Consider the following 22,264-nt stretch of genomic DNA (forward strand, 5'->3'; position numbering starts at 1 on the left):
GGGGTTCCCATGGAAATACGCTGGCTGGAAGACTTTCTGGCGCTTGCCCGCACGCGCCACTTCTCACGGGCTGCCGAACAGCAGCACGTGAGCCAGCCTACGTTCAGCCGGCGCATCAAGCTGCTGGAGGAATCCATGGGCACCACCCTGATCAATCGGCAGACTCTGCCATTGTCCCTGACCCCGGCCGGAGAAGTGTTTCAGGAACTGTGTGAACGCATCACCCGGGAGGTCCGGGACACCCGGGACCGGATAGCCGCTCTGGATGCGGAAGCGTCTGCCCGCATCAGCGTTGGTTCTACCCAGGGGCTGTTTTCGCATTTCTATCAGGGTTGGGCGACGGAGATGGGCATTGCCGAGCGCCTTCAACTGAACCTGACCGCCACCAACTGGGTGGGGGAGCAGTTTCTGGATGCCCTGGAAAGCGGCGAATGTGACCTGGTGTTGTGTTACTGGCACCCGGATTTGCCCTGGGGGGATCGCCTGGCCAGTGACAAGTTTCAGTGGCAGACCATCGGCAGGGAAGCACTGGTGCCGGTCAGTATCGCCAATGAGCAGGGCGAGCCCCGTTACCGGTTGCCGGGCACCAATGAACAGCCTGTGCCTCTGATTGCCTACCACAGCCGTGGTTTTTTGCAGTCGGCTATCGACGGGCATCTGCAACGCGGCAAGCTGCCGGCGAATCTTTTACCACTGAACGAGAATACCCAGTCCGCGAGCATCAAGGCCCTGGTCAAACAGGGCTTCGGCATGGGCTGGTTGCCCAAGCGGATGACGGAAAAAAGCGAACAGTTTGGGCGCCTGGTACGGGCTGGTGATGAGCGCTGGGACGTACCGCTGGAAATACGTTTGATCCGCCTGAGTGACGCCCGCTCAGACGACATACTGAATCTCTGGAAACAACTGGAAACCTGATATGCCAAATCAAGACATCCTCGACCTGCAGCCTGCCCACATCCGTGAGCTGCAGAACCGGTACGAACGGGCCATGGCTGATCACGGTTATGACAGCCTGCTGATTGCCTCGGGCGCGGCGCCCTACCGGTATCGGGATGATCAGGCCTATGTATTTCAGGGCTTCGGCCCGTTTTTGCACTGGACCGGGCTGGCTGGCCAGGAGCACAGCTGGCTGTTGGTTCGGCCCGGCCAGAAACCGGTGCTCTGGCTATACCAGCCGGTGGACTTCTGGCACGCCAACCCGGTGATGGCTGAAGAACCCTGGCTAGAGGTTGTAGACGTGCGCAGCCGGCAGCAATCTGGCGCCCCGGAGCTCGATAGCCCGGGGCGGCTGGTGGTAATCGGTGATCCGCTGGTGCTGGATGGCGTGCCGGGAGATCATAACCCGGCGGCACTGGTGGCAGCCGTGGAAGAAGCCCGCGTGCGCAAAACTCCTTACGAAATTGAATGCCTGGCACACGCTAACCGGATCGCCCTGGCTGGTCACAGGGCGGCCAGAGAGGCGTTTCTGGCCGGCGACAGCGAATTCGGTATCAATCTCGCCTACCAGCAGGCCACCGGCCAGCGGGAAGTGGAGGCGCCTTATCACAGCATCATCGGATTGAACGAACATGCCGGCACACTGCACTACCAGTACTACGACCTGAAGCCTCCCCGCCGGCCCCGCAGTCTGCTGATTGATGCCGGGGTGCGCTACCGTGGCTACTGTTCAGATATAACCCGCACCACCGCCGGGCCGGATGAGCCGAGATTCACCGCGCTGGTTCACGGGCTGGAGAAACTGCAGCTGCGGCTATGCGAGATGGTGTCGCCCGGCGTGGACTACGTGGACATTCACCGCAAGGCTCACCTGGGCATTGCGACCCTGCTATCAGCTTCGGGGCTGGTGTCCGGTTTAGCGGATGAAGCCATGGTGGAGCAGGGCATTACCCGGGCGTTCTTTCCCCATGGCATAGGGCATTTTCTGGGCATTCAGGTGCACGATGTCGCCGGCAAACCGACGCCGTCCCCGGAAGATGCGCCGTTCCTGCGCCTGACCCGCACCCTGGAAGCCGGCATGGTGGTCACCATCGAGCCGGGGCTCTATTTTATTCCATCGCTGCTGGAGCCTTTGCTGAACGGGCCTGAAGCCCAGTATCTGAACCGGGCGCTGATTGATGAACTGAAGAGCTGTGGTGGAATCCGGATTGAAGATAATGTGGTGGTCACAGCGGCCGGGGCCCGGAACTTAACGCGAGAATGCGAATAGTCACTTTTTACTACAAAAACTGACTGCAAAAGGGTTGCAATCCTGTTTGTTAATAACAATAATTATCACTAACTTTATTGCTGTTAGTGAGAGCGCCCTATGTACGTTTGCCTGTGTTACGGGGTAACAGACAGAGAAATCCGCGAAGCCGCTGAAAGCGGTGTCAGTTCCATGCGCCAGCTCGGCAAGGAACTTGGCGTCGGTCGCCAGTGCGGTCGTTGCGCCTGCACTGCCCGGGAAATTCTGAAAGAGTCCCGGTCACCGGATTATATGGCGCTCGCCAATATGCTGGCGCAACCCGCCTGAGCGGGCGGGCCTGTCCACATACTGCAATTGCACCTCTTTCCCATCCGTGATTTTTTATTGCCGTTAAACCGACTATCCTTGTGAATTAACGCTTTCGCGACACAAGGAATCCGGTTATGAAAGGCGACAAAAAAGTCATCCAGCATCTGAACAAGGTCCTCGCCAACGAGCTGACGGCCATCAACCAGTACTTCCTGCATTCGAGAATGTACAAAGACTGGGGTATCACCAAGCTCGCGGCGAAAGAATACGAAGAATCCATCGATGAAATGAAACACGCCGATCAGCTGATCGAGCGAATTCTCTTCCTTGAGGGCCTGCCAAATCTGCAGGATCTGAACAAATTGCTGATTGGCGAGAATGTTCAGGAAATGATCGAGTGCGATCTCAAGCTTGAGCACACCGCGCACACAGACCTGAAAGAAGCCATCATCTACTGCGAGCAGGTTCAGGACTTTGCCAGCCGTGAACTGTTCCGGAGCATCCTCGACAGCGAGGAAGAGCACATCGACTGGCTCGAAACCCAGCTCGAAATGATTTCCCAGATGGGCATCCAGAACTATATCCAGCTGCAGTCGGCAGCTGCTGAGTAAACTCCCCGGCTTTCCGGCCACCGGCTCACTCTGCGGGCCGGTGGCGCTTTCTCTCCACTCTGTTCCCCCTGCCTTTTTCCGGGTGCTTCCCCGATTGTCTGTCGAAACAGGTAGAATGGTCGCCCAGATTGGCCAGATATGCTGGCCCAACGCGGTTAATAAACCACTCCGGAGACTGAAATGGACCTGTCCTGCTTCAAAGCCTACGACCTGCGTGGCCGAGTACCTGACCAGCTAAACCCAATCCTGGCTGAGAAAATCGGCCGTGCCTACGTTGAAATCACCGGCGCCAAAAAAGTCATCGTCGGTTACGACATCCGGCTGTCCAGCCCCGAAATCGCCGACGCGTTGAGCTCCGGCCTGATGGCGGCCGGCGCCGATGTGTTTGATATTGGCCTGTGCGGCACCGAACAGGTGTACTTTGCCACCAGTCACTACCAGATGGACGGCGGCATCATGGTCACCGCCAGCCACAACCCCAAAGACCACAACGGCATGAAAATGGTGGGCCCGGAATCCCGGCCGATCAGTTCGGACAACGGCCTGAACGACATCCGGGACCGGGTGCTGGAACCGTTCTTTGACGCCGCAGAGCAGGGCAAATACGAAACCCTGGAAGTAATGAGCGCGTACGTCGACCATCTGCTGGGCTATATTGATGCTGGCTCACTGAAACCCATGACCATCGTCTGTAATGCCGGCAACGGTGGTGCTGGCCTGGTGATCGACGAACTGGAACAGCATCTGCCGTTCGACTTCATCAAGGTTCATCACGAAGCCGATGGTCACTTCCCGAATGGTGTGCCCAACCCGATCCTGCCGGAAAACCGCTCCGCGACTGCCGATGCCGTACTCCAGAATGGCGCCGCCATGGGCATTGCCTGGGACGGCGACTACGACCGCTGCTTCTTCTTCGACGAAACCGGCCGCTTCATCGAAGGCTACTACATCGTCGGCCTGCTGGCGGACCAGTTCCTGCGCAAGACCGGTGGCGGCAAAGTCATTCACGATCCCCGCCTGACCTGGAACACTCTGGATCTGGTTGAAGCTGCTGGCGGCGAAGCCATCGAAAGCAAGACTGGCCACGCCTTCATCAAACAGAGAATGCGCGACGAAGACGCCGTTTATGGTGGCGAAATGAGCGCCCACCACTACTTCCGCGACTTCGCCTACTGCGACAGCGGCATGATTCCCTGGCTGCTCGTGGCCGAACGCCTGTGCCAGAGCGGCCAGACCCTGTCATCCCTGATCGACGCCCGCATCGAAGCCTACCCGGCCAGCGGTGAAATCAACCGCACCATCAGCGACCCCCCGAAAGTTATCGCCGCCATCGAAGCCAGGTACGGCGTGGGCGCGAAATCCGTCAGCCATGTAGACGGCCTGAGCGTGGAATTCGACAACTGGCGCTTCAACCTGCGCATGTCCAACACTGAACCGGTGGTTCGCCTGAATGTTGAGGCCCGTGGAGATAAAGCGTTGATGGAAGCGAAAACTGAAGAACTGCTGGAAGAAATGAAAAGGCTGAACGTTTAAAAGGCTGGCAGTGTTAGAAGGCCCCTGAAGTTTGTGGGGCCAGGGTGGCGGTACCCCCTTATGGAACTGTGCGGAGCCAGGGATGGCGGAGCTCAAGCGTCACAAGGATGTGCCGAAGGAGCGTGTTTCAGAAGGGGGTACCGCCATCCTGGTCTTGCACCAGCGCCTAGAGCCAGTCATTCAGCATAATGCCAAACCCGACCCGCTCAATCCGCTCGTTATAGTCAATCAGGCTCTCCCCATAACCGTTGTAATACTGGAAGAACCCCTTCAGCGTATCCCCCATGGGAAAGCTGTACCCGAACTCCACCGACGTCCGGTTATCCGACCTCAGATTATTCAGCAGCTTCAAAGAAAACGTCCGATCTTCCGTCAGCTTGTAAACCGCGTGATAACTGGCGTGGCCCAGATAGCTCTCTATGTCTTCGTTGTCGTCGCTGCTGCTGTTTTCCGGCAAGCGATACCAGGGCTGAACCATAAACAGCCAGCGATCCACACTATAGGCAACGGAACCCATAATCCGGTTCCAGCTCCGGGACCGGGGGTCAGGCTGTCCGTTTGACTGGTGATTAAAGCCCACCGACACCGCACTGAGCGTACCGGGACCGAGATCCCAGTTCAGGGCGTGCCTGAAAAACAGCTCCGGCTCATAGTTGGTCTCCCGGAAAGGCGCCGATTCATCCTGGTTGTAGACCTGCCAGAAGGATTTCTGGGTGTAGCCAAACCAGAAGGTTGTGCGGTCGTCGAAAATGCCCGTCAGCAACGGAACCTTGAAGCTGATCTGGTACTTGGCTTCCTCGTTTTCCAGGTTGTAGTCATAATCGATAGCTCCCAGTCGCGGGCTTGCGGGCAAGGCATTGGGGTCGTCCACCCAGGTGATCGGCAGAATGTAATTGGGCTGATGAGTCACGAAACTGCCGGTAAACGAGAAGATCGCCCGCTCGGCAGAAAGATAGTTGTCCACCAGCGCGGCCATCACCCCGTCATCAGGATCGTCTTCCAGGGCATTACCCACGATCTTCTCCCGGGTTTTCTTGTCGGCCACCAGTTCCTCTGCATCCGCCTCGGCTTCTTCCAGCTGTTCCTCGCTGGCCTGGTCACGCTCGGCCTGAGGGTTGTACTTGGCGTCATAGCAGGCCAGCCGTTGCACACCTTCCTTGATCAGCGCGCAGTTAACATCGGGTTCCTCTGGCCGATCCTGGGCAACAACCAGATTGGCCGTGCCCAACAGAATCAGGGGTAGCAGCTTGAGGCTGGGGGTCATGGGGGCTCCTTATTGGGCGGTACTCAGGCTTATCCAGGTGTTGGCAATGCCGTAAATCCAGACCCCAAGCAGGGTGAGGGTCAGCAGGGCGAAGATCGCGCGATGGCGGGGGCGGCGCTGGTCGTTCGCCGAGGCGACCCAGCGTAGATACATCAACCCGATAAAACTCAGAAAAACGCCCAGGCTGGCAAACGCCGGAATCAGCAGCCAGCCGGCAGAAAGCGGGGTGCCATCGCTTGACTGGTTGCTGAACCAGGCCATCGAGATCAGCAGTACCGCCAGGCTGGAAAACTCCAGGATCAGTAAGGTTTTTCGGCGCTTGTCCGGGGTCGTCTGTTGCTGTTGGTTCATGCGGCGACTCTGGGTTTGAGTGAATGAACGCTATGGTAACCGGAATCCATGGCAAAGGAGCTACAACCTACGAAACTGTCATTAAAATGGTTGAAATCAAATTCTGATTTTGCTCTCTGGTTTTTTTGCGGAGGCTCAATCGCTATAATGCGGCGACCGAAAGATTATAACGCTCAAATGCGAGGTGCATTGTGAAGATGAAGAGAGTCCTGGCTGTTGTTCTGCTTGGTTTTGGCCTGGCCGCCGGCGCCGCAGTGGCAAGTGTTGAAGACGAAATCCGCGAGCGCATCAAGCCGGTGGGCGAAGTGTGTCTGCAGGGTGAAGAGTGTGGCGAGGCTGCTGCACCTGCTGAGACAGCCAGCTCCGGCCCGCGTTCTGGCAGTGAAGTCTACGACGCCGTGTGCATGGCGTGTCATACCACCGGCGCAGCCGGCGCTCCGGTCATTGGCGATGCCGCTGCCTGGGCTCCGCGCATTGAGAAGGGTATCGATACCCTGATTGATCACGCCATCAATGGCTTCAATGCCATGCCGGCCAAAGGTGGCTGTGCCAACTGCCCGGATGAGGAAATCACCGCTGCCGTTGAGCATATGGTTGAGCAGAGCAAGTAAGCAATCTGTAACGACCTGACAAACCCCGCCCCGAGCGGGGTTTGTTGTTTCTACAGGCCCAGATCGCCAATCAGGGCGCTGAGAGTCGCCTTGCCCTTTTTCTGGTTCGCTTCTTTGTCCTGGTCGCCCAGTCCTTCCCATTTCACATCCTCTTCCGGCAACTCATCCAGAAAGCGGCTGGGAATGGTCTCCAGTTTTTCCCCGTATTGTTTTCGGGAAGCCGCGTAAGTCAGCGCCAGGGTTTCCCTGGCCCGGGTAATGCCCACGTACATCAGGCGGCGCTCTTCCTCAATGTTGCCTTCCTCGATGCTGCTGCGGTGCGGCAGAATCTCTTCCTCCAGGCCCATAATGAACACATGGGGAAACTCCAGCCCCTTGGAAGCGTGCAGAGTCAGCAACTGAACCTTGTCGCTGTCGTCTTCCTCTTCCCGCTGCTCCATCATGTCCCGCAGTACCAGCTTGGCGATGGCGTCCTCAATGCCGATTTCGTCGGCGGTGCCCTTGCCGTCGTCCAGCATGCGCTGGATCGACTCCACCAGGTACCAGATGTTCTCCATCCGGCGTTCGGCCTGTTTCGGGCTACCGGAATGCTGGTGCAGCCACTCTTCGTACTCGATGTCTGTGAATAACTGTTTGATGACCGGGATCGGGTCTTCCGAGAACAGGCGCTCGCAGGTTTTGTCGACCCAGTGGGCGAACCGTCTCAGTCGGTCCAGACCTTTCTCGGTGACGTGGGTTTCCGCCCCCATATCCCCCAGGGCCTTGAACAGACTGACATTGCGTGACCGGGCATAGTGACTTAACTGTTCCAGGGTGCGCGGGCCAATCTCCCGGCGCGGCACGTTCACCACCCGCAGGAAGGCCGCATCGTCGTCCGGGTTGATCATCAGCCGCAGGTACGACATCGCATCCTTGATCTCGTTCTTGGAGAAAAACGACTGACCGCCGGAGATGCGGTAGGGAATCTGGTAGGCCTGCAGTTTCATTTCCAGCAGCCGTGCCTGGTGGTTGCCCCGGTAAAGGACTGCGAAGTCCCTGAAGTCGAGGCCGTTTTTCAGCTTCTGATCGAGGATCTCGGTGGCCACCCGCTCGGTTTCGGCATCTTCGTTGCGGCAGCGGATGATGCGGATTTCCTCGCCTATGGTGTGGTCACTCCACAGCGCCTTCTCAAACACGTGGGGGTTGTTGGCGATCACTGTGTTGGCGCATCGCAGGATCCGGCTGGTGGAGCGGTAGTTCTGCTCCAGTTTGACGATCTTCAGGCTCGGGAAATCATCTTTCAACTGGGCCAGGTTCTCCGGCCGGGCGCCGCGCCAGGCGTAGATGGACTGGTCGTCATCGCCCACCACGGTAAACGCCGCCCGCTCGGCCACCAGCTGTTTCACCAGCTCGTACTGGCACACGTTGGTGTCCTGGTACTCATCCACCAGCATGTAGCGGATTTTCCGGCGCCACTTGGCAAGCACTTCCGGGTTGTCCCGGAACAGCTGCACCGGCAGCAGAATCAGGTCGTCGAAATCCACCGCGTTGTAGGCTTTCAGGTATTCGTTGTAGTGCTTGTAAACGATGGCAATGCGCTGCTCACGCTCGTCTGCCGCTTTGCTGTAGGCCTCCGCAGGGCTGCGCATGGCGTTTTTCCAGGACGAGATGGTCATCTGCACATCGTTCAGCTCGTCGCCGGCCTCGGCGCTGGCTTCGCGCATCATCAGATCCTGCAGCAGCGCCTTGGCATCTTCGGCGTCGAAAATGGAGAAGCCTGGGTGGTAGCCCAGGTGGGTGTGCTCCTCCCGGATCATGTTCAGGCCAAGATTGTGAAATGTTGATACGATCAGGCCCCGGGTTTTGCCCCGGTCGACAATACGGCCCACACGCTCTTTCATCTCCCGGGCGGCTTTGTTAGTAAAGGTGACTGCGGCGATGTGTCGCCCCGGAATGCCCAGTTCCTCAATCAGATAGGCAATCTTGCGGGTAATCACGCTGGTTTTGCCGCTGCCGGCACCGGCCAGCACCAGCAGGGGGCCGTCGGCGTAGCGTACCGCTTCATGTTGTCTGGGATTGAGCTTGTTCACAGTGTTGGTGCCAAAGGGGAACGGGGCATGGGTTTTTAGCGTCTGGCTATTCTACACCAGGCCAGCATGCTGTACCTTGCCGATCTATCAGCTATTCTTTATGTAATGGACTACGCTGTTCTGTACCGATATATGGATCTCACCAGATGACACTGCCCACCGACACCAGGCCTGATTGTTTGCGCCTTCTGGTGCTGACACCGGAATACGCCGACTATCTCTGGTTCAGCGCCATGCTCGCGGATGATTCCGAAATCTGCAGTGACGCCACCTGGTGCCCGGATCTGGTGGACTGTGATGATCTTATTTCCAACGCCAGCTTCGATGTGATCGTGTGGGACTGCGTGTTCCATGGCGGCTCGGAAGCGTCGTTTCTGCAATATCTGTCGGTATCCAGTGAGGACAAACCCATTCTGGCCATGAGCGCCGAATCCTGCGGAGAAAAAGCCCGGTACCTGGTTGAAAATGGTGCATCGGACTATCTGAGCCGCCGTGAGTTAGATCCCTGGAATTTCCGGCGCTCCATTAAATGCCTGTGGTACCGCTCCCAGCTCACGCAGTCGACAAATGGCCAGCTTGGCCGTGAAGTGGCCACCGGCTTCATCAATCGCGACCTGTTCTTCGATCGGCTACAGCAGGCGGTGCTGAGGGCCGAGCGGGCGAATCATCGCCTGGCTCTGTTGCACCTGAATATCGATGATTTCCGTAACATCAACGAATCCTTTGGTTACCAGAAAAGCGATCATTTAATGCTGCGGCTGGCCGATCGGCTGAGGCAGAAGCTGCGACGGGTGGATTCGTTGATGCGCATCGGTGGTGATGAGCTGGCCATCATAGTCGAGAAGGTGGAAGACTCGCTGGATATCACCCAGATCATCCGCAAGGTGGTCTCGGCACTGGATGAGCCGGTGACGGTGGATGGCCAGAATGTGGTGGTCAGTGCCAGTCTGGGCGTAGCGACCTATCCGGAGGCCGGTGACAGCCCGGAAGAGCTGCTCCGCCGGGCCAACCGGGCGATGTTCGAGGCCAAACGCGATCCGGGTACCAGTTACCGGTTTTACGATCGACAGCTGCACATTTCTGCTGGCTATCAGCTCAGGCTCGAAGCTGACCTTCGCAATGCCCTGAGGGGCAAGGAACTGGAGCTGTATTATCAGCCCCGGATTGACCTGGCGACGGAGGAGGTGCGAGGGGTCGAATGCCTGCTGCGCTGGAATCATCCGGAGCGCGGCCTGGTGGGTCCCGATGAGTTTATCCCGGTGGCCGAGCGCAGTGGTCTGATTGTGCCCATCGGCTACTGGGTTATCGAGCAGGCCTGCAAGCGCTTGCAGGAATCCAACGAGCTGGGCTTTCCCGGACTGGTGTTTGCGGTCAACCTGTCGTTCCGGCAGTTCCACGATCGCAAGATGACCGAAACCATCTTTCGTATCATCTTCAATGCCAACGTCGATACCAGCCTGCTGGAGCTGGAGCTGACCGAAAGTGCCATGATGCACGATCCGGAATACGCCCAGCGCTGCCTGCGGGAGCTCAATCAGTTGGGCATCAGTTTTGCGCTGGACGATTTCGGTACCGGCTTTTCCTCCCTGAGCAATCTGCAGCACCTGCCAATCTCGCTGGTGAAGATCGACAAGTCTTTTGTCCAGGAACTGGGCCAGTCTGCCGATGCCGAGCATATTATCCGGGCCATTATCAGTCTGGCTCACAGCCTGCAGATCAGCGTGGTGGCCGAAGGGGTGGAAACCGAAGGCCAGCTGGAATTCCTGCGCCAGCAACACTGCGACGAAATCCAGGGCTACTATTACGCCCGCCCGATGCCCTGGAACGATCTGGTGCAATTCATGAACCGCCAGAACCAGTCCGCTTGCCTGCAGAAGTAAGCCGCTGTACCTTTGCGCATTAATTCCGAATGCGATACCAGATCGAGGCAGCATGAACAGTATTTCCCGGCGCATTGCCGAAGAGCTCGGCGTACGTGAACAGCAGGTTAATGCCACCGTTACCCTTCTTGATGAAGGCGCTACCGTTCCCTTTATTGCACGCTACCGAAAAGAAGTAACGGGTTCCCTGGACGACAGCCAGCTGCGGACTCTGGAAGAGCGGTTGCGCTATCTGCGTGAGCTGGAAGACCGCCGGGGCACCATTCTCAACAGCATTGAGGAACAGGGCAAGCTGACCGACGAGCTGCGAGCCTCCATCGAAGCTGCCGACACCAAGAATCGCCTGGAAGACCTTTACCTGCCCTACAAACCCAAGCGCCGCACCAAGGCGCAGATTGCCCGGGAAGCAGGCCTGGAGCCGCTGGCCGATACCCTCCACGACGATCCCACCCAGGATCCGGAAACCGTCGCTGCCGGTTACCTCAATCCGGAAGCCGGCGTTGAGGATGTCAAAGCCGCTCTGGACGGTGCCCGCTACATTCTGATGGAGCGTTTTGCCGAAGATGCCGAGCTGCTTGGCGCCCTGCGGGATTTCGTCTGGCAGGAAGGCCAGCTGAAAGTCACTGTGGTGGAAGGCAAGGAAAACGAAGGCGCCAAGTTCCGGGATTACTTCGACCACGTTGAACCGCTGAGAAAAGTTCCGTCGCACCGGGCGCTGGCCATTCTTCGGGGCCGCAATGAGGGCATTCTGGCCTATTCGATTGTTATGGGCGATGCTGAGGAGGATCGCCGTCAGCCCCATCCCGGCGAGCAGCGAATTGCCGCCCACTGGCGCATTCGGGATAACGGCCGGGCCGCCGACAAATGGTTGTCGGATGTGGTGCGCTGGACCTGGCGCGTGAAGTTGTCGACACAGATTGAAACCGATCTGATCGCCCAGGTGCGTGAAGCGGCTGAAACCGAAGCCATCAACGTTTTTGCTGCCAACCTGAAAGACCTGCTTCTGCTCGCGCCCGCCGGTCCGCGGCCAACGCTGGGGCTCGATCCCGGCCTGCGTACCGGAGTCAAGGTGGCGGTAATCGACGGTACCGGCCAGGTGGTGGATCACGGCGCCATTTTCCCCCATGCGCCCCAGAATAAATGGGATCAGTCCATTGCCCAGATGGCAGCCTGGTGTCAGAAGTACAACATCGAACTGGTGGCTATCGGCAACGGCACCGCCTCTCGGGAAACCGAGAAACTGGTGGGCGACCTCTGCAAACGTTACCCTGAACTGAAGCTGGCCCGCATTGTGGTGAATGAGTCCGGGGCATCGATCTATTCCGCCTCGGAATTTGCCTCCCGGGAACTGCCGGATCTAGATGTCACCATCCGTGGTGCGGTGTCCATTGCCCGCCGTTTGCAGGATCCGCTGGCCGAGCTGGTGAAAATCGAGCCCAAGTCTATCGGCGTGGGGCAGTACCAGCACGATGTGTCCCAGGTACAGCTGTCCCGTAGCCTGGATGCGGTGGTTGAGGACTGTGTAAACGGCGTGGGCGTGGATCTGAATACCGCGTCGGTACCGTTACTCACCCGGGTGTCTGGCCTGAATCCGAGCATTGCCCAGAACATCGTGGATTTCCGGAACCAGAACGGCAAGTTCACCAGTCGCAAACAGCTGCTGAAGGTGTCTCGATTGGGTGATCGCACCTTTGAGCAGGCTGCGGGCTTCCTTCGTATCGCCGGGGGCGAAAACCCTCTGGACCGGTCATCCGTGCATCCGGAAGCCTACGGTGTGGTTGAGGCCATTGCTGAGCGTAATGGCAAGAAGGTGGAGGATATCCTTGGCGATTCCGCGTTCCTGCGCAGTCTGAACCCACAGGACTACGTAACCGAGCAGTTCGGTTTGCCCACCATCAAGGACATTATCTCCGAGCTGGAAAAACCGGGCCGGGACCCGCGACCGGAATTCCGCTTTGCCCATTTCGAGGAAGGGGTGGAAACCCTCAACGACCTCAAGCCCGGTATGGTGCTGGAGGGCTCGGTAACCAACGTCACCAACTTCGGTGCCTTTGTGGATATCGGTGTTCACCAGGATGGCCTGGTGCACATCTCGGCCTTGTCCCATACTTTCGTGAAAGATCCGAGAGAAGTGGTCAAGGCCGGTGACATCGTCAAGGTCAAAGTGATGGAAGTGGACATTCCCCGTAAGCGGATTGGCCTGTCCATGCGTATGGATGACCAGCCGGGGGCGGACAACAAGCCAGCCCGGGGCGCAGACCGGAACTCTGGCCGCAGTGCAGGGCGCAAACCTCAGGCCGGCCAGGGCTCACCTCAAGGTGCCATGGCTGGCGCTTTGGCCCAGGCTATGGCCTCTGCCCGTAAGAACGGCCGTTAACCCCTTCCACTGATTCACAGCCGTTACGTCTCACAAGGGCGTAACGGCTGCAACAGGAGCTCAACATGGCACAATCCCGCCACTCCCTGTTCCAACAGTTTGCCGCCAGTGACTGGGACGGTTTCCTCAAAGGGGTCGAAAAGGAAGGCCTGCGCGTCGATGCCAATGGCTTCATTGCCCAGACACCACATCCGGAAGCCCTGGGCTCCGCACTGACCCACCCCCGTATCACGACCGACTACTCGGAAGCCCTGCTGGAACTGATCACGCCGGTCTTCGACAATACTGAAGCTATGCTGGCCTCGTTGCGGGATATACATCGGTTCGTCCAGCAGAACCTGGATAACGAAGTGTTCTGGGCCGCGAGCATGCCCTGCGAGATTGACGGCGATGCCAGCATTCCCATTGCCGAGTACGGCAGCTCCAACACTGGCCGGCTCAAGCATGTGTATCGCCAGGGGCTGGCGGTGCGTTATGGCCGGATCATGCAGAGTATTGCAGGCGCCCATTACAATCTTTCCCTGCCGGACAGTTTCTGGCGCAAATGGCAGGAGCTGGTGGGCAACAAGGACAGCCTGAAGGATTTCAAATCCGATCAGTATTTCTGGCTGATCCGGAATTTCCGCCGTCGCAGTTGGTTGCTGATGCTGCTGTTTGGCGCCTCGCCGGCGCTGGATGCCAGTTTTGTGGCCGGCGTCCGGCACGACCTGGCCCGGTTCGATGATCGCACCTGGTTTGGCCAGCACGCCACGTCTCTGCGCATGGGGGATCTGGGCTACCACAACAATGCCCAGGCCTCGCTGAATATCTGCTTCAATGAACTGAGCACTTATACCCGGACACTGGATCGCGCCATCCACACCAACTGGCCAGCGTATGAAGCCATCGGCACCCGGCGCAACGGTGAGTTTGTCCAGATCAATACCAATGTGCTTCAGATAGAAAACGAATACTACAGCGCGGTGCGTCCCAAACGCACTACCGAGCGGGGTGAAAAACCGATCCAGGCTCTGGATGCACGGGGTGTGGAATACATCGAGGTGCGCTGTCTGGACCTGGATCCGTTCTCGCCGGTGGGCGTGAACCGCGAGCAGATCGATTTCCTCGACCTGTTCCTGCTGGATTGCCTGCTCACCGACTCGCCCCGCATTGAAGACGACGAGTGCGAACGGCTCGATGACAATTACAAGGATGTGGTCGCCAGCGGTCGCCTGCATTCGCTCAGTCTGTGCCGGGGTGGACAGCGTGTGCCTGTGGGTGAGGCTGCCGTTGAATGGCTGGAGCACTTGCAGCCCCTGGCGGAGCTGCTGGATGGCTGGAATCGCAGTGATACCTACCGGTCGGCGCTGTCGGCTCAACGGTCGAAGCTGGAAGGTAATGATTGGGCCGTGCCCTCGGCTCGAGTGCTCGAGGCCATGGGGCAGTCCGGCCTGGGCCACCGCGACTGGGTGCAGGCCATATCCCGTGAGCACCAGCAAACCCTGAAGTCGGAGCCACTGGCGCCGGAGGTGTTGGCGGATTTCCTTGCCATGAGTGCGCGGTCCCTGGCCGAGCAGAAAGAGCAGGAAGCTGCGGACAGCCAGCCATTTCCGGAGTTTCTGGATGCCTACCTGAAATCCTGACGCCGCTTGCGTCACGTCCGGAAAGGGACGTGACGCACAGAACCGGCTGTCCGGTTTGCCGGATCTGTTACCTGCTGTTACTTTCTATTACATCAGGTAAGGAGGTGGCCCATGGCAACGGATATCAAGCTCGGCTGGGATGTAGAAGCATTGAACAAGGCCTACCGGCAGGGATACATGGCCGGAGAGATGGGCATGGACAAAACCCGCTGCCCTTACCGCGGTGAGGTCATTATTGCCGCCTGGGAAGCCGGTTGGGATGATGCCGGTCAGGCCCGGAAAGAGCGCCCGCAACAGGACGATGATCTGTTCTCACGCATCGCCTGATCCGGTGCCACCGCCCGGTGGATGCCGCAACTAGCGCTGAACCACAAACTCGGTAAACAGCACTCCGGTAATGGTCTCACCGGTTTGCTGCTCCTCCAGCACTCCGTTTATCCGTTTGGTTGCTTCTTCCCGCAGCGCCTGCTGGCCGTCCATGGAAGACAATTGGTCAAGATCCGTCTGCTCACCAAACAGCATCACCAGTTCGTGCCGTAACCTGGGCATGTGCGCTTCTACCGCCGGCCGGGTGGTTTCGCGGGAGGCCCGAATGGTTACGGAGGCTTTGAGATAGGCCACTTTCGCATCCGGTTTGCCGACATGGGTGACGAATGCCGGTTCCATGGCGATATAGTCGGTTACCCCCTTCACTTCGGTTTCTTCATCAGCTTCCTCGGCCATGGCGGGCAGGGGTGGCATCAGTGCGCACAGGGTCAGTAACAGGGCCGGCGTCAGTTTTCTGAGAATGGTCATAGGCTTGGCGTTAGTCATGGGTTAGGATTGGTTCAGTGTTTCATGGCACGCTGGTTTTTCTCTGAGAATATCAGGCCATGGAAGCTTGTGCAGTCCACATCATGATTCCGGGGTAGCGTTTTGACAAGCAGATGGATATTCGGGTTGGTATTTCTGGTGTGCGCCGGGTTGCTGGCGGTGGCCTTTTACATGGAGCACGTGATGGGTCTGGAGCCATGCCCGTTGTGCTGGTTGCAGCGTTTCGGATTTATGGGTGCAGGGCTGGTGAGTCTGTTGGCGTTTCTGCACGGACCCCGCGGGTTCGGCAACCGGGTCTACGGGCTGTTACTGATTGTTGCCGCCGGCGCTGGTCTGGCGGTGGCGGGGCGTCAGCTATGGTTACAGAGTCTGCCTGCGGACCAGGTGCCTGCCTGTGGTCCCTCGGTTGATTACATGCTCGAGGTACTACCCTGGTTTGAAGTGCTGCAAACCGCTTTGAAAGGCACGGGTGATTGCGCCGAAGTGGTCTGGCGTTTTCTCGGTTTGAGTATCCCCGGATGGACCGCGGTCTTTTTTAGCCTGCTGATTGTACTGGGGCTGTTTGTGATGCTGCGACGCTATTTTCCCCGGGACTGGTTGCAGAGCTGAAACAGTTGCGGCTGACCATGACCATGGGGTAACTTGAATGCCACATAATAATTATCAAGACTAGATCCAGAGAACGGGCGGATTGACCGAGGGGAGACAGGCGTCATGTTGGAGAATTGCCGGAATGCCAGGGAGCGTTGGGGTGGTGTCAGCGAGCTGATTGATCGCTGGCTGAAGGAGCGCCAGGAGCTTCTGGTTCAGTATTGCGAGTTGTCTGGAGAAAGTGATTTTTCCCAGACCGATGCCCTCCGCGAAAAATTCGTCCGCCTGTGCGAAGTGCTGGTGGATTATGTTTCGGCCGGCCACTTTGAAGTCTACGAACAGCTGATTCAGGAGGCCCGTGAGTTCAACGATGGCGGTCTCGAACTGGCAGCAAAGCTCTATCCCCGGATCGAGCAGACCACGGAAGTGGCATTGAACTTCAATGATCGTCTGGATGGCCGGGAGCTGTCCGAGGTCGACGTCAAGGAATTGTTCAACGAGTTGTCACGGCTTGGAGAAGTGCTGGAGTCACGCTTCGAGATGGAAGATTTCCTGATTGAGAATCTGCATAACGCCCATGCGGGCAAGGTGGCTTCGGCCTGATTGCCTCTACCCGGAACCGCATTACCCGCAATAAAAAACCGGCCCCAGAAATGGTGCCGGTTTTTTATTGCCTGCCGGAGTGCTGGCCAGAGCTTATTCGTCTGAACCGGCGTCGTCCTGCCCCGGATTCACGGCGATCAGCTCGACATCGAATACCAGGGTCTCGTTAGGGCCAATAGCCTGGTTTCCGCCCGGGCCGTAGGCCAGGTCAGACGGGATATAAAGCTTGTACCGAGCACCTTCGCTCATCAGCTGCAGACCTTCTGTCCACCCAGGAATCACCTGGTTCAGGCCAAAGGTCACGGTTTGCCCGCGCTCACGGGAGCTGTCGAACACCTCACCGTTGATCAGTTCGCCGGTGTAGTGGACTTCCACCTGATCCTCGGCGGTTGGGCGCTCACCGTTACCTTCTTCAATCACTTCGTACTGGAGACCGGACTCTGTGGTCTCAACGCCTTCACGCTCGGCGTTTTCAGCCAGGAAAGCCTCGCCGGCATCCTTGTTCTTCTGAGCCAGTTCTTCCAGTTGCTGCTCCTGCTTTTGCTGGAGCTCCTGCTGGTAGGCCATCAGCGCTTCCTGGATCTGCTCGCGGGTCAGTCGCTTGCTGTCTTCATCACCGGCATGGCCATGCTGGATGCCCTGAAGGAACTGGTCCATCTGGAGATCCGGCAAGTCGTTGCTCATGCGCTCACCCAGCACCAATCCCATGCCATAGCTGACTTTCTCGGGCGTGGTTTCAAGGGCCGGGTCGTTTGCCGGCTCCTGGGCTGTTGAGCAACCGGCAATCAGGCCGGTAACGGCGATAGCCAAAAGCGTTTTCTTCATCATTTCATCCTTTTCACGTGTTTCTGGGCTCTCTGACCCTGGATTCTGAAAGTGAACAAGGTAACGGGTTCAGCAGCGGGATGCCACTGAACATGTGTTAATCAGAGACTCATTTCGCGGCAATGCGCAACCCGCGTCAGGAACCGCTGGCGGGTGAGCCATTGAGCGAATAGGGGGCCTGGTAGGGGGACTTCCAGTCATCTTCCGGGCTGATGGTCTGCGGCTTCCGGGGCACGGGGTCTGGGCGCTCAATGGCCAAGGCATTCCAGGGGCCCTGGGCCGGGGGCTGATCGGCATAGTGCCAGTTGCCATCGGTGTCCTGCCACTTGAAAACGATATCCGGGCCTTCGGTGGGAATCGGCGATGGCAGCAACCCCTCAAAGGAGGGAATCGTCGTCGCCTGCTCGGTTTTCACCGGTTCCGAGACCTGGTCGGGATCGCCGAGGCCGAAGAAAATCAGCAGCAGCAGAAGGCCGAGCGCCGGAAACGAAAGCCGGATCAGCCATTTCATGAACATGATGGGCCGCCTCTGGTGGTCTGGCCTGCAAGCCGGCTGGCCAGAAGTTCAAGATGAGGTTTTACCCGCGTGGGTATGTTGTCGGACGGCGCGGCAGCGACAAGATTCTGCCCGATGATGGTGCCTGATTCCTGCATGATTCCGCGCTCCGCTTCGGATTCTTTCAACGTTTGCCAGGCCAGAGCCAGCTCCAGCTGTTCGGCCAGCAGTTCTGCCCTCGCCAGAGTATCCCGCAACTCCACGCCATGATCATTGGCTCGGGGAACAGACTTGCGGGCGGAGCGAAGGCAACCGGTTACACGGCTTCGCCACTCTGTTACCTTAGCGTCCTCAACGCCAGAGAACGACTGACCCTGCGTGGCCAGCCAGCCGGCACAGAGGATGCGGCTTACGCTCCATCCCTCGGATTGCAGCTCAAGACAGGCCTCAGCCACCTGTGGATCCTGCCATTGGGCTAGGGCATAACGCCATAACGGATTGTCTGGTTCCATGTGTTCTGGAAGTTCCAGCGGCTCCGCTTGTTGAACGGTCATGTTGGCGCTTCCCTGGCAGTAATCCATGGATAGATTAAATCTATGTTAACGATAACCGATCTCAGTTTACAACGGGGCGGCGTCTGGTTGCTAGAAAACGTGAACCTGACCGTGCAACCGGGGCAGCGCGTTGCCATTGTTGGTGCCAATGGTGCCGGCAAATCCAGTCTTTTCCAGCTCTTGCTGGGGCAGCTTGCACCCGAGCAAGGCAGCGTGGCGTTGCCCGGTGGCTGCCGGATTGCCCATATGGCTCAGGAAGTCGCGGCTTCGTCCAGATCCGCCCGGGATTTTGTGCTGGATGGCGACACCGAGTTGCGGCGAATGGAGCGGGCGCTGGCCGAGGCGGAAGCGGGTGGTGATGACCATGCCATTGCCCGTCTGCACGGGGAGCTGGATATTCACGAAGCCTGGTCCGCACCGCGCCGGGCAGAGACACTGCTCAGGGGCCTGGGCTTCGCCGACAGCGATGCCGGGCGCCCGGTTTCCGCATTTTCCGGTGGCTGGCGTATTCGACTGAACCTGGCCCAGGCACTGATGCGTCCATCCGATCTGCTGTTGCTGGATGAGCCCACCAACCACCTGGACCTGGATGCTTGTCTGTGGCTGGAGAACTGGCTCAGAAAGTATCCGGGTACCTTGCTGTTTATTTCTCACGACCGGGACTTCATGGACCGGGTGGCTACTCATCTGGTGCATTTCGATCAGAAGCAATTGGTGCTGTATACGGGAAATTACTCAGCCTTCGAGCGTCAGCGCGCCGAGCGACTGGCCCAGCAGCAGGCCAGTTTCGAACGCCAGCAAGCCAGAATTGCCGAAATCCAGCGCTTTATTGATCGCTTCAAGGCCAAAGCCACCAAAGCCCGGCAGGCCCAGAGCCGCGTCAAGGCACTGGAACGGATGGAAAAGATTGCGCCGGCGCACGTGGACTCACCCTTCAGTTTCGAGTTCCCGGTCGCGGACAAGGTCTCCAATCCATTGCTGTCCATTCGCCACGGGGTCGCGGGCCATGGGGATGTGCCCATTCTGAAGAACATCAATGTCACCCTGTTGCCCGGCACCCGGGTTGGTTTGCTGGGGCCGAACGGGGCCGGTAAGTCCACCTTTATGGATGCCCTTCGCGGCACCGGAACCCTGCTCAGTGGTGAGCGCACCTGTGGCGAACATCTGGCCATCGGCTATTTCGCCCAGCATCAGCTGGAGTCCCTGGATCTCGACGCCAGCCCGTTCCTGCATCTGCAGCGTCTGGCGCCAACCGCATCGGAGCAGAAAGTCCGGGACTTCCTGGGCGGCTTCGATTTTCACGGCGACGAAGCACTTGCGCCCATTCGCTCGTTTTCGGGCGGTGAGAAGGCCCGGGTTGCGCTTGCCGTTATCGCCTGGCAGAAACCCAATCTGCTGCTGCTGGATGAGCCCACGAACCATCTGGACCTGGAAATGCGACAGGCCCTGACCATGGCGCTCCAGAACTTCGATGGCGCCATCGTGGTGGTATCCCACGACCGCCACTTGCTGCGCAACACGGTGGATGAATTCTGGTTGGTATGCGACGGCGCTGTTGGCGAGTACGAGGGCGACCTGGAGGATTACGAACGCTGGCTGGCGGAACGTCGGAAAGATGAGGAATCGCCACCCCGGCGTGAAGTGGTCGGGGGGCAGGAAAAGTCGGTTAATACCGCCGGACCCGCGACCCTGACGGCGGACGAACGCAAGGCCCGCAAGCGCCAGGAAGCTGAACTGCGACAGAAACTCAGCCCGTGGCGGAAAAAACAGGGAACGCTTGAGGCCCGTATGGAACAGTTGCAGCAACAGCTGGCCACCGTGGAGCAGAATCTTGCCGACCCAGGTCTTTACGATGACCAGCAAAAGGTTCGGCTCAAGGGACTGCTGGCGGAGCAGGCAGAGCTCAAGCGCGAGCTGGAAGGCATTGAAGCCGAGTGGCTGGAGGTGAGCGAAACTGTGGAGAGCCTGGAGGCGGAACTGGCTGGCTGAGGCCGGCCAGTGTTACCGGCCCGAGATCTCCAGGGTAAAGTCCTGGCGTGCCAGATAGTCCCGTTCGTTCTCCAGGTCTGCGAGGGTCAGCGGGCGGTTGTCCAGCCAGCCCTCGGGGAACTCGACTACCAGGCGGTTATCGTGGCCGTGAAGGGTGAAGGCGGGGGGGGCTTCCAGGTTGCGTGGGTGTTGGATCAGCACCGCCAGTCGCACCAGCACGCAAAGGTAGGTCAGGCGGGGTTTGTCCTCGGGCTCGATACCCTCGAAAACCGCCGACGAGAACTTCCGGCGATGGCCCCGGACCAGAGTGGCCAGATCCTTCTGGAACGGCTGACTGAAGCCGGGTAAATCGGAATAACGCAACAGGTAGGCGCCGTGCTTGTGGTACTGGCTGTGGGAAATGGTCAGGCCGATCTCGTGCAGCCGGCAGGCCCAGCGCAGCACGTCTTCATCGGCGGCGGTGCGCAGGCCCCATTGCCCCGCCACCTGTTCCCAGGCGGCAATCGCGGTTTTCTCGACCGCTGCGCCGTGAGCCTGGTCTACGTGGTAACGCTCCTGCAGCGCCGCAATCGTACGTTCACGAACGTCCTCGTGCTGGATGCGTCCGACAATGTCGTACAGCAGGCCTTCACGCAGGGCGCCGTCGGCAAAGGTCATGGTCTGGATGTCGAGTGAACGGAACGCCGCCATCAGAATGGCAAAGCCGGCCGGGAAAATGCTCTGGCGATCTTCCCTTACCCCCAGTTCGGCCAGTTTCTCCACCTTGCCCATGCTCACCAGGCGCTTGCGCAGCTCTTCCATGCCGTCGCGGTTAATGGAGCCGTCGGTAATCTTAAGGGTTGCCAGCACGTTGGCAATCGCCTTGATCGAGCCGGAAGAGCCCACCGCGCTCTGCCAGCCCACCGAGCGATAGTGCTGCCGGATATTCAACAGTTCCTGCTCGGCATGGGTAATGGCCTTGTCCATCTGGCGCCGGGTAATCTTGCCATCGGGAAAGTAGCGGTTGCGGAACGACACGCACCCCATGTGCAGGCTTTCCAGCTCCTGGGGTTCGAAACGCTGCCCGATGATGAATTCCGTGCTGCCGCCGCCAATATCAATCACCAGCCGCCGACCGGAATCGTCCGACAGGGTATGGGAGACACCGAGATAGATTAACCGCGCTTCCTCACGCCCGGCGATGATTTCTACCGGATAGCCCAGCACTTCCTCGGCACGGGCAATGAAATCGTGAGCATTGCGGGCGACCCGGAGGGCATTGGTGCCGACGATCTGGACTGCTTCCCGGGGCATGCCCTGAAGGCGCTGGGCAAACCGGCTCAGACATTCGAGGGCCCGCTGCTGGGTTTCTTCGGTCAGCCGATTATACTGATCCAGCCCCGCGCCAAGCTGGACTTTCTCGCCCATCTTCTCAACTGTGCGGATTTCGCCATGCACCAGACGGGCGACGACCATATGAAAACTGTTGGAGCCCATATCGATGGCTGCCAGCATGTCCGGGGAGGTTTCAGGCTTCTCGGCAGGGGATGCGGCCGTCACGTTGATAGGCGTCCTGTGTGATATGAACTTGGCCGTACTATA

At 58.7% G+C, this 22,264-nt stretch carries 21 protein-coding genes; 13 read left to right on the forward strand and 8 right to left on the reverse strand.

The window, feature by feature from the left end:
* Positions 1 to 9: 9 nt before the first annotated feature.
* From JIF53_RS14360 to JIF53_RS14380, 5 genes are all read left to right on the forward strand, one after another.
* Positions 10 to 915, forward strand: a complete 906-nt coding sequence (locus tag JIF53_RS14360; protein ID WP_011783999.1) for a LysR family transcriptional regulator — start codon at positions 10 to 12, stop codon at positions 913 to 915.
* A 1-nt stretch (position 916) separates the two neighbouring features.
* Positions 917 to 2,206 carry a Xaa-Pro dipeptidase gene (gene pepQ / locus JIF53_RS14365; protein ID WP_011784000.1) on the forward strand — a complete coding sequence of 430 codons (1,290 nt, stop codon included), beginning with the start codon at positions 917 to 919 and terminating at the stop codon, positions 2,204 to 2,206.
* A 99-nt stretch (positions 2,207 to 2,305) separates the two neighbouring features.
* Positions 2,306 to 2,512 (forward strand): bacterioferritin-associated ferredoxin, encoded by a 207-nt coding sequence (locus JIF53_RS14370; protein WP_011784001.1) that lies wholly within the window; start codon positions 2,306 to 2,308, stop codon positions 2,510 to 2,512.
* A 116-nt stretch (positions 2,513 to 2,628) separates the two neighbouring features.
* On the forward strand, positions 2,629 to 3,105 hold the full coding sequence (bfr, locus tag JIF53_RS14375; protein ID WP_011784002.1) for a bacterioferritin: 477 nt from the start codon (positions 2,629 to 2,631) through the stop codon (positions 3,103 to 3,105).
* Between the two features lie 180 nt (positions 3,106 to 3,285).
* Entirely contained in the window at positions 3,286 to 4,638 is a 1,353-nt protein-coding gene (locus tag JIF53_RS14380) for a phosphomannomutase/phosphoglucomutase (protein WP_011784003.1), read from the forward strand.
* A gap of 166 nt (positions 4,639 to 4,804) precedes the next feature.
* Here JIF53_RS14380 and JIF53_RS14385 read toward each other — a convergent pair whose 3' ends face one another.
* Both JIF53_RS14385 and JIF53_RS14390 read right to left on the reverse strand, forming a co-directional pair.
* Positions 4,805 to 5,902, reverse strand: a complete 1,098-nt coding sequence (locus tag JIF53_RS14385) for a phospholipase A (RefSeq protein WP_011784004.1) — start codon at positions 5,900 to 5,902, stop codon at positions 4,805 to 4,807.
* A 9-nt stretch (positions 5,903 to 5,911) separates the two neighbouring features.
* A complete protein-coding gene (locus JIF53_RS14390; RefSeq protein WP_011784005.1) occupies positions 5,912 to 6,253 on the reverse strand; it encodes a hypothetical protein in 342 nt (113 codons plus the stop codon).
* A gap of 197 nt (positions 6,254 to 6,450) precedes the next feature.
* Here JIF53_RS14390 and JIF53_RS14395 point away from each other — a divergent pair, with 197 nt between their 5' ends.
* Complete coding sequence (locus JIF53_RS14395) at positions 6,451 to 6,864, forward strand: c-type cytochrome (RefSeq protein WP_041654495.1); 414 nt, start codon at positions 6,451 to 6,453, stop codon at positions 6,862 to 6,864.
* A 50-nt stretch (positions 6,865 to 6,914) separates the two neighbouring features.
* Here the strand turns inward: JIF53_RS14395 and rep are convergent, their stop codons facing one another.
* Positions 6,915 to 8,933 carry a DNA helicase Rep gene (rep, locus tag JIF53_RS14400; protein WP_011784007.1) on the reverse strand — a complete coding sequence of 673 codons (2,019 nt, stop codon included), beginning with the start codon at positions 8,931 to 8,933 and terminating at the stop codon, positions 6,915 to 6,917.
* Positions 8,934 to 9,079: 146 nt separating this feature from the next.
* On the opposite strand from rep, the gene JIF53_RS14405 reads away from it, so the two are divergent.
* From JIF53_RS14405 to rmf, 4 genes are all read left to right on the forward strand, one after another.
* Complete coding sequence (locus JIF53_RS14405; protein WP_199453038.1) at positions 9,080 to 10,813, forward strand: EAL domain-containing protein; 1,734 nt, start codon at positions 9,080 to 9,082, stop codon at positions 10,811 to 10,813.
* Positions 10,814 to 10,865: 52 nt separating this feature from the next.
* Positions 10,866 to 13,190, forward strand: a complete 2,325-nt coding sequence (locus JIF53_RS14410) for a Tex family protein (protein WP_199453040.1) — start codon at positions 10,866 to 10,868, stop codon at positions 13,188 to 13,190.
* 65 nt (positions 13,191 to 13,255) lie between these two features.
* On the forward strand, positions 13,256 to 14,812 hold the full coding sequence (gene gshA, locus JIF53_RS14415) for a glutamate--cysteine ligase (protein ID WP_199453042.1): 1,557 nt from the start codon (positions 13,256 to 13,258) through the stop codon (positions 14,810 to 14,812).
* A 111-nt stretch (positions 14,813 to 14,923) separates the two neighbouring features.
* A complete protein-coding gene (gene rmf / locus JIF53_RS14420) occupies positions 14,924 to 15,139 on the forward strand; it encodes a ribosome modulation factor (RefSeq protein WP_199453044.1) in 216 nt (71 codons plus the stop codon).
* Positions 15,140 to 15,169: 30 nt separating this feature from the next.
* On the opposite strand, the gene JIF53_RS14425 is transcribed toward rmf, so the two are convergent.
* Entirely contained in the window at positions 15,170 to 15,625 is a 456-nt protein-coding gene (locus JIF53_RS14425) for a flagellar basal body-associated FliL family protein (protein ID WP_081699726.1), read from the reverse strand.
* Positions 15,626 to 15,727: 102 nt separating this feature from the next.
* Between JIF53_RS14425 and JIF53_RS14430 the strand changes: the two genes are divergently transcribed.
* The gene (locus tag JIF53_RS14430; RefSeq protein ID WP_199453046.1) at positions 15,728 to 16,234 is read left to right on the forward strand and encodes a disulfide bond formation protein B; all 507 of its coding nucleotides are present in this window, start codon (positions 15,728 to 15,730) and stop codon (positions 16,232 to 16,234) included.
* A 105-nt stretch (positions 16,235 to 16,339) separates the two neighbouring features.
* Complete coding sequence (locus JIF53_RS14435; protein ID WP_011784014.1) at positions 16,340 to 16,819, forward strand: Rsd/AlgQ family anti-sigma factor; 480 nt, start codon at positions 16,340 to 16,342, stop codon at positions 16,817 to 16,819.
* A 93-nt stretch (positions 16,820 to 16,912) separates the two neighbouring features.
* On the opposite strand, the gene JIF53_RS14440 is transcribed toward JIF53_RS14435, so the two are convergent.
* The 3 genes from JIF53_RS14440 to JIF53_RS14450 all read right to left on the reverse strand — a co-directional run bounded on the left by JIF53_RS14440 (position 16,913) and on the right by JIF53_RS14450 (position 18,694).
* Positions 16,913 to 17,644 carry an FKBP-type peptidyl-prolyl cis-trans isomerase gene (locus JIF53_RS14440; protein ID WP_022992112.1) on the reverse strand — a complete coding sequence of 244 codons (732 nt, stop codon included), beginning with the start codon at positions 17,642 to 17,644 and terminating at the stop codon, positions 16,913 to 16,915.
* A 136-nt stretch (positions 17,645 to 17,780) separates the two neighbouring features.
* Positions 17,781 to 18,161: a DUF4124 domain-containing protein gene (locus tag JIF53_RS14445; protein WP_022992113.1), complete on the reverse strand. Its 381-nt coding sequence runs from the start codon at positions 18,159 to 18,161 to the stop codon at positions 17,781 to 17,783.
* Positions 18,152 to 18,694 carry a DUF2390 domain-containing protein gene (locus JIF53_RS14450; protein WP_036149388.1) on the reverse strand — a complete coding sequence of 181 codons (543 nt, stop codon included), beginning with the start codon at positions 18,692 to 18,694 and terminating at the stop codon, positions 18,152 to 18,154. Before JIF53_RS14450 ends, JIF53_RS14445 begins: the two co-directional genes overlap by 10 nt.
* Before the next feature lie 42 nt (positions 18,695 to 18,736).
* On the opposite strand from JIF53_RS14450, the gene JIF53_RS14455 reads away from it, so the two are divergent.
* Positions 18,737 to 20,683 (forward strand): ATP-binding cassette domain-containing protein, encoded by a 1,947-nt coding sequence (locus JIF53_RS14455; RefSeq protein ID WP_199453048.1) that lies wholly within the window; start codon positions 18,737 to 18,739, stop codon positions 20,681 to 20,683.
* A 12-nt stretch (positions 20,684 to 20,695) separates the two neighbouring features.
* Here the strand turns inward: JIF53_RS14455 and ppx are convergent, their stop codons facing one another.
* The gene (ppx, locus tag JIF53_RS14460; protein WP_199453128.1) at positions 20,696 to 22,177 is read right to left on the reverse strand and encodes an exopolyphosphatase; all 1,482 of its coding nucleotides are present in this window, start codon (positions 22,175 to 22,177) and stop codon (positions 20,696 to 20,698) included.
* Between the last annotated feature and the right edge of the window lie 87 nt (positions 22,178 to 22,264).

Source organism: Marinobacter sp. bablab_jr008 (assembly GCF_016464145.1).
Lineage (GTDB): Bacteria > Pseudomonadota > Gammaproteobacteria > Pseudomonadales > Oleiphilaceae > Marinobacter > Marinobacter nauticus.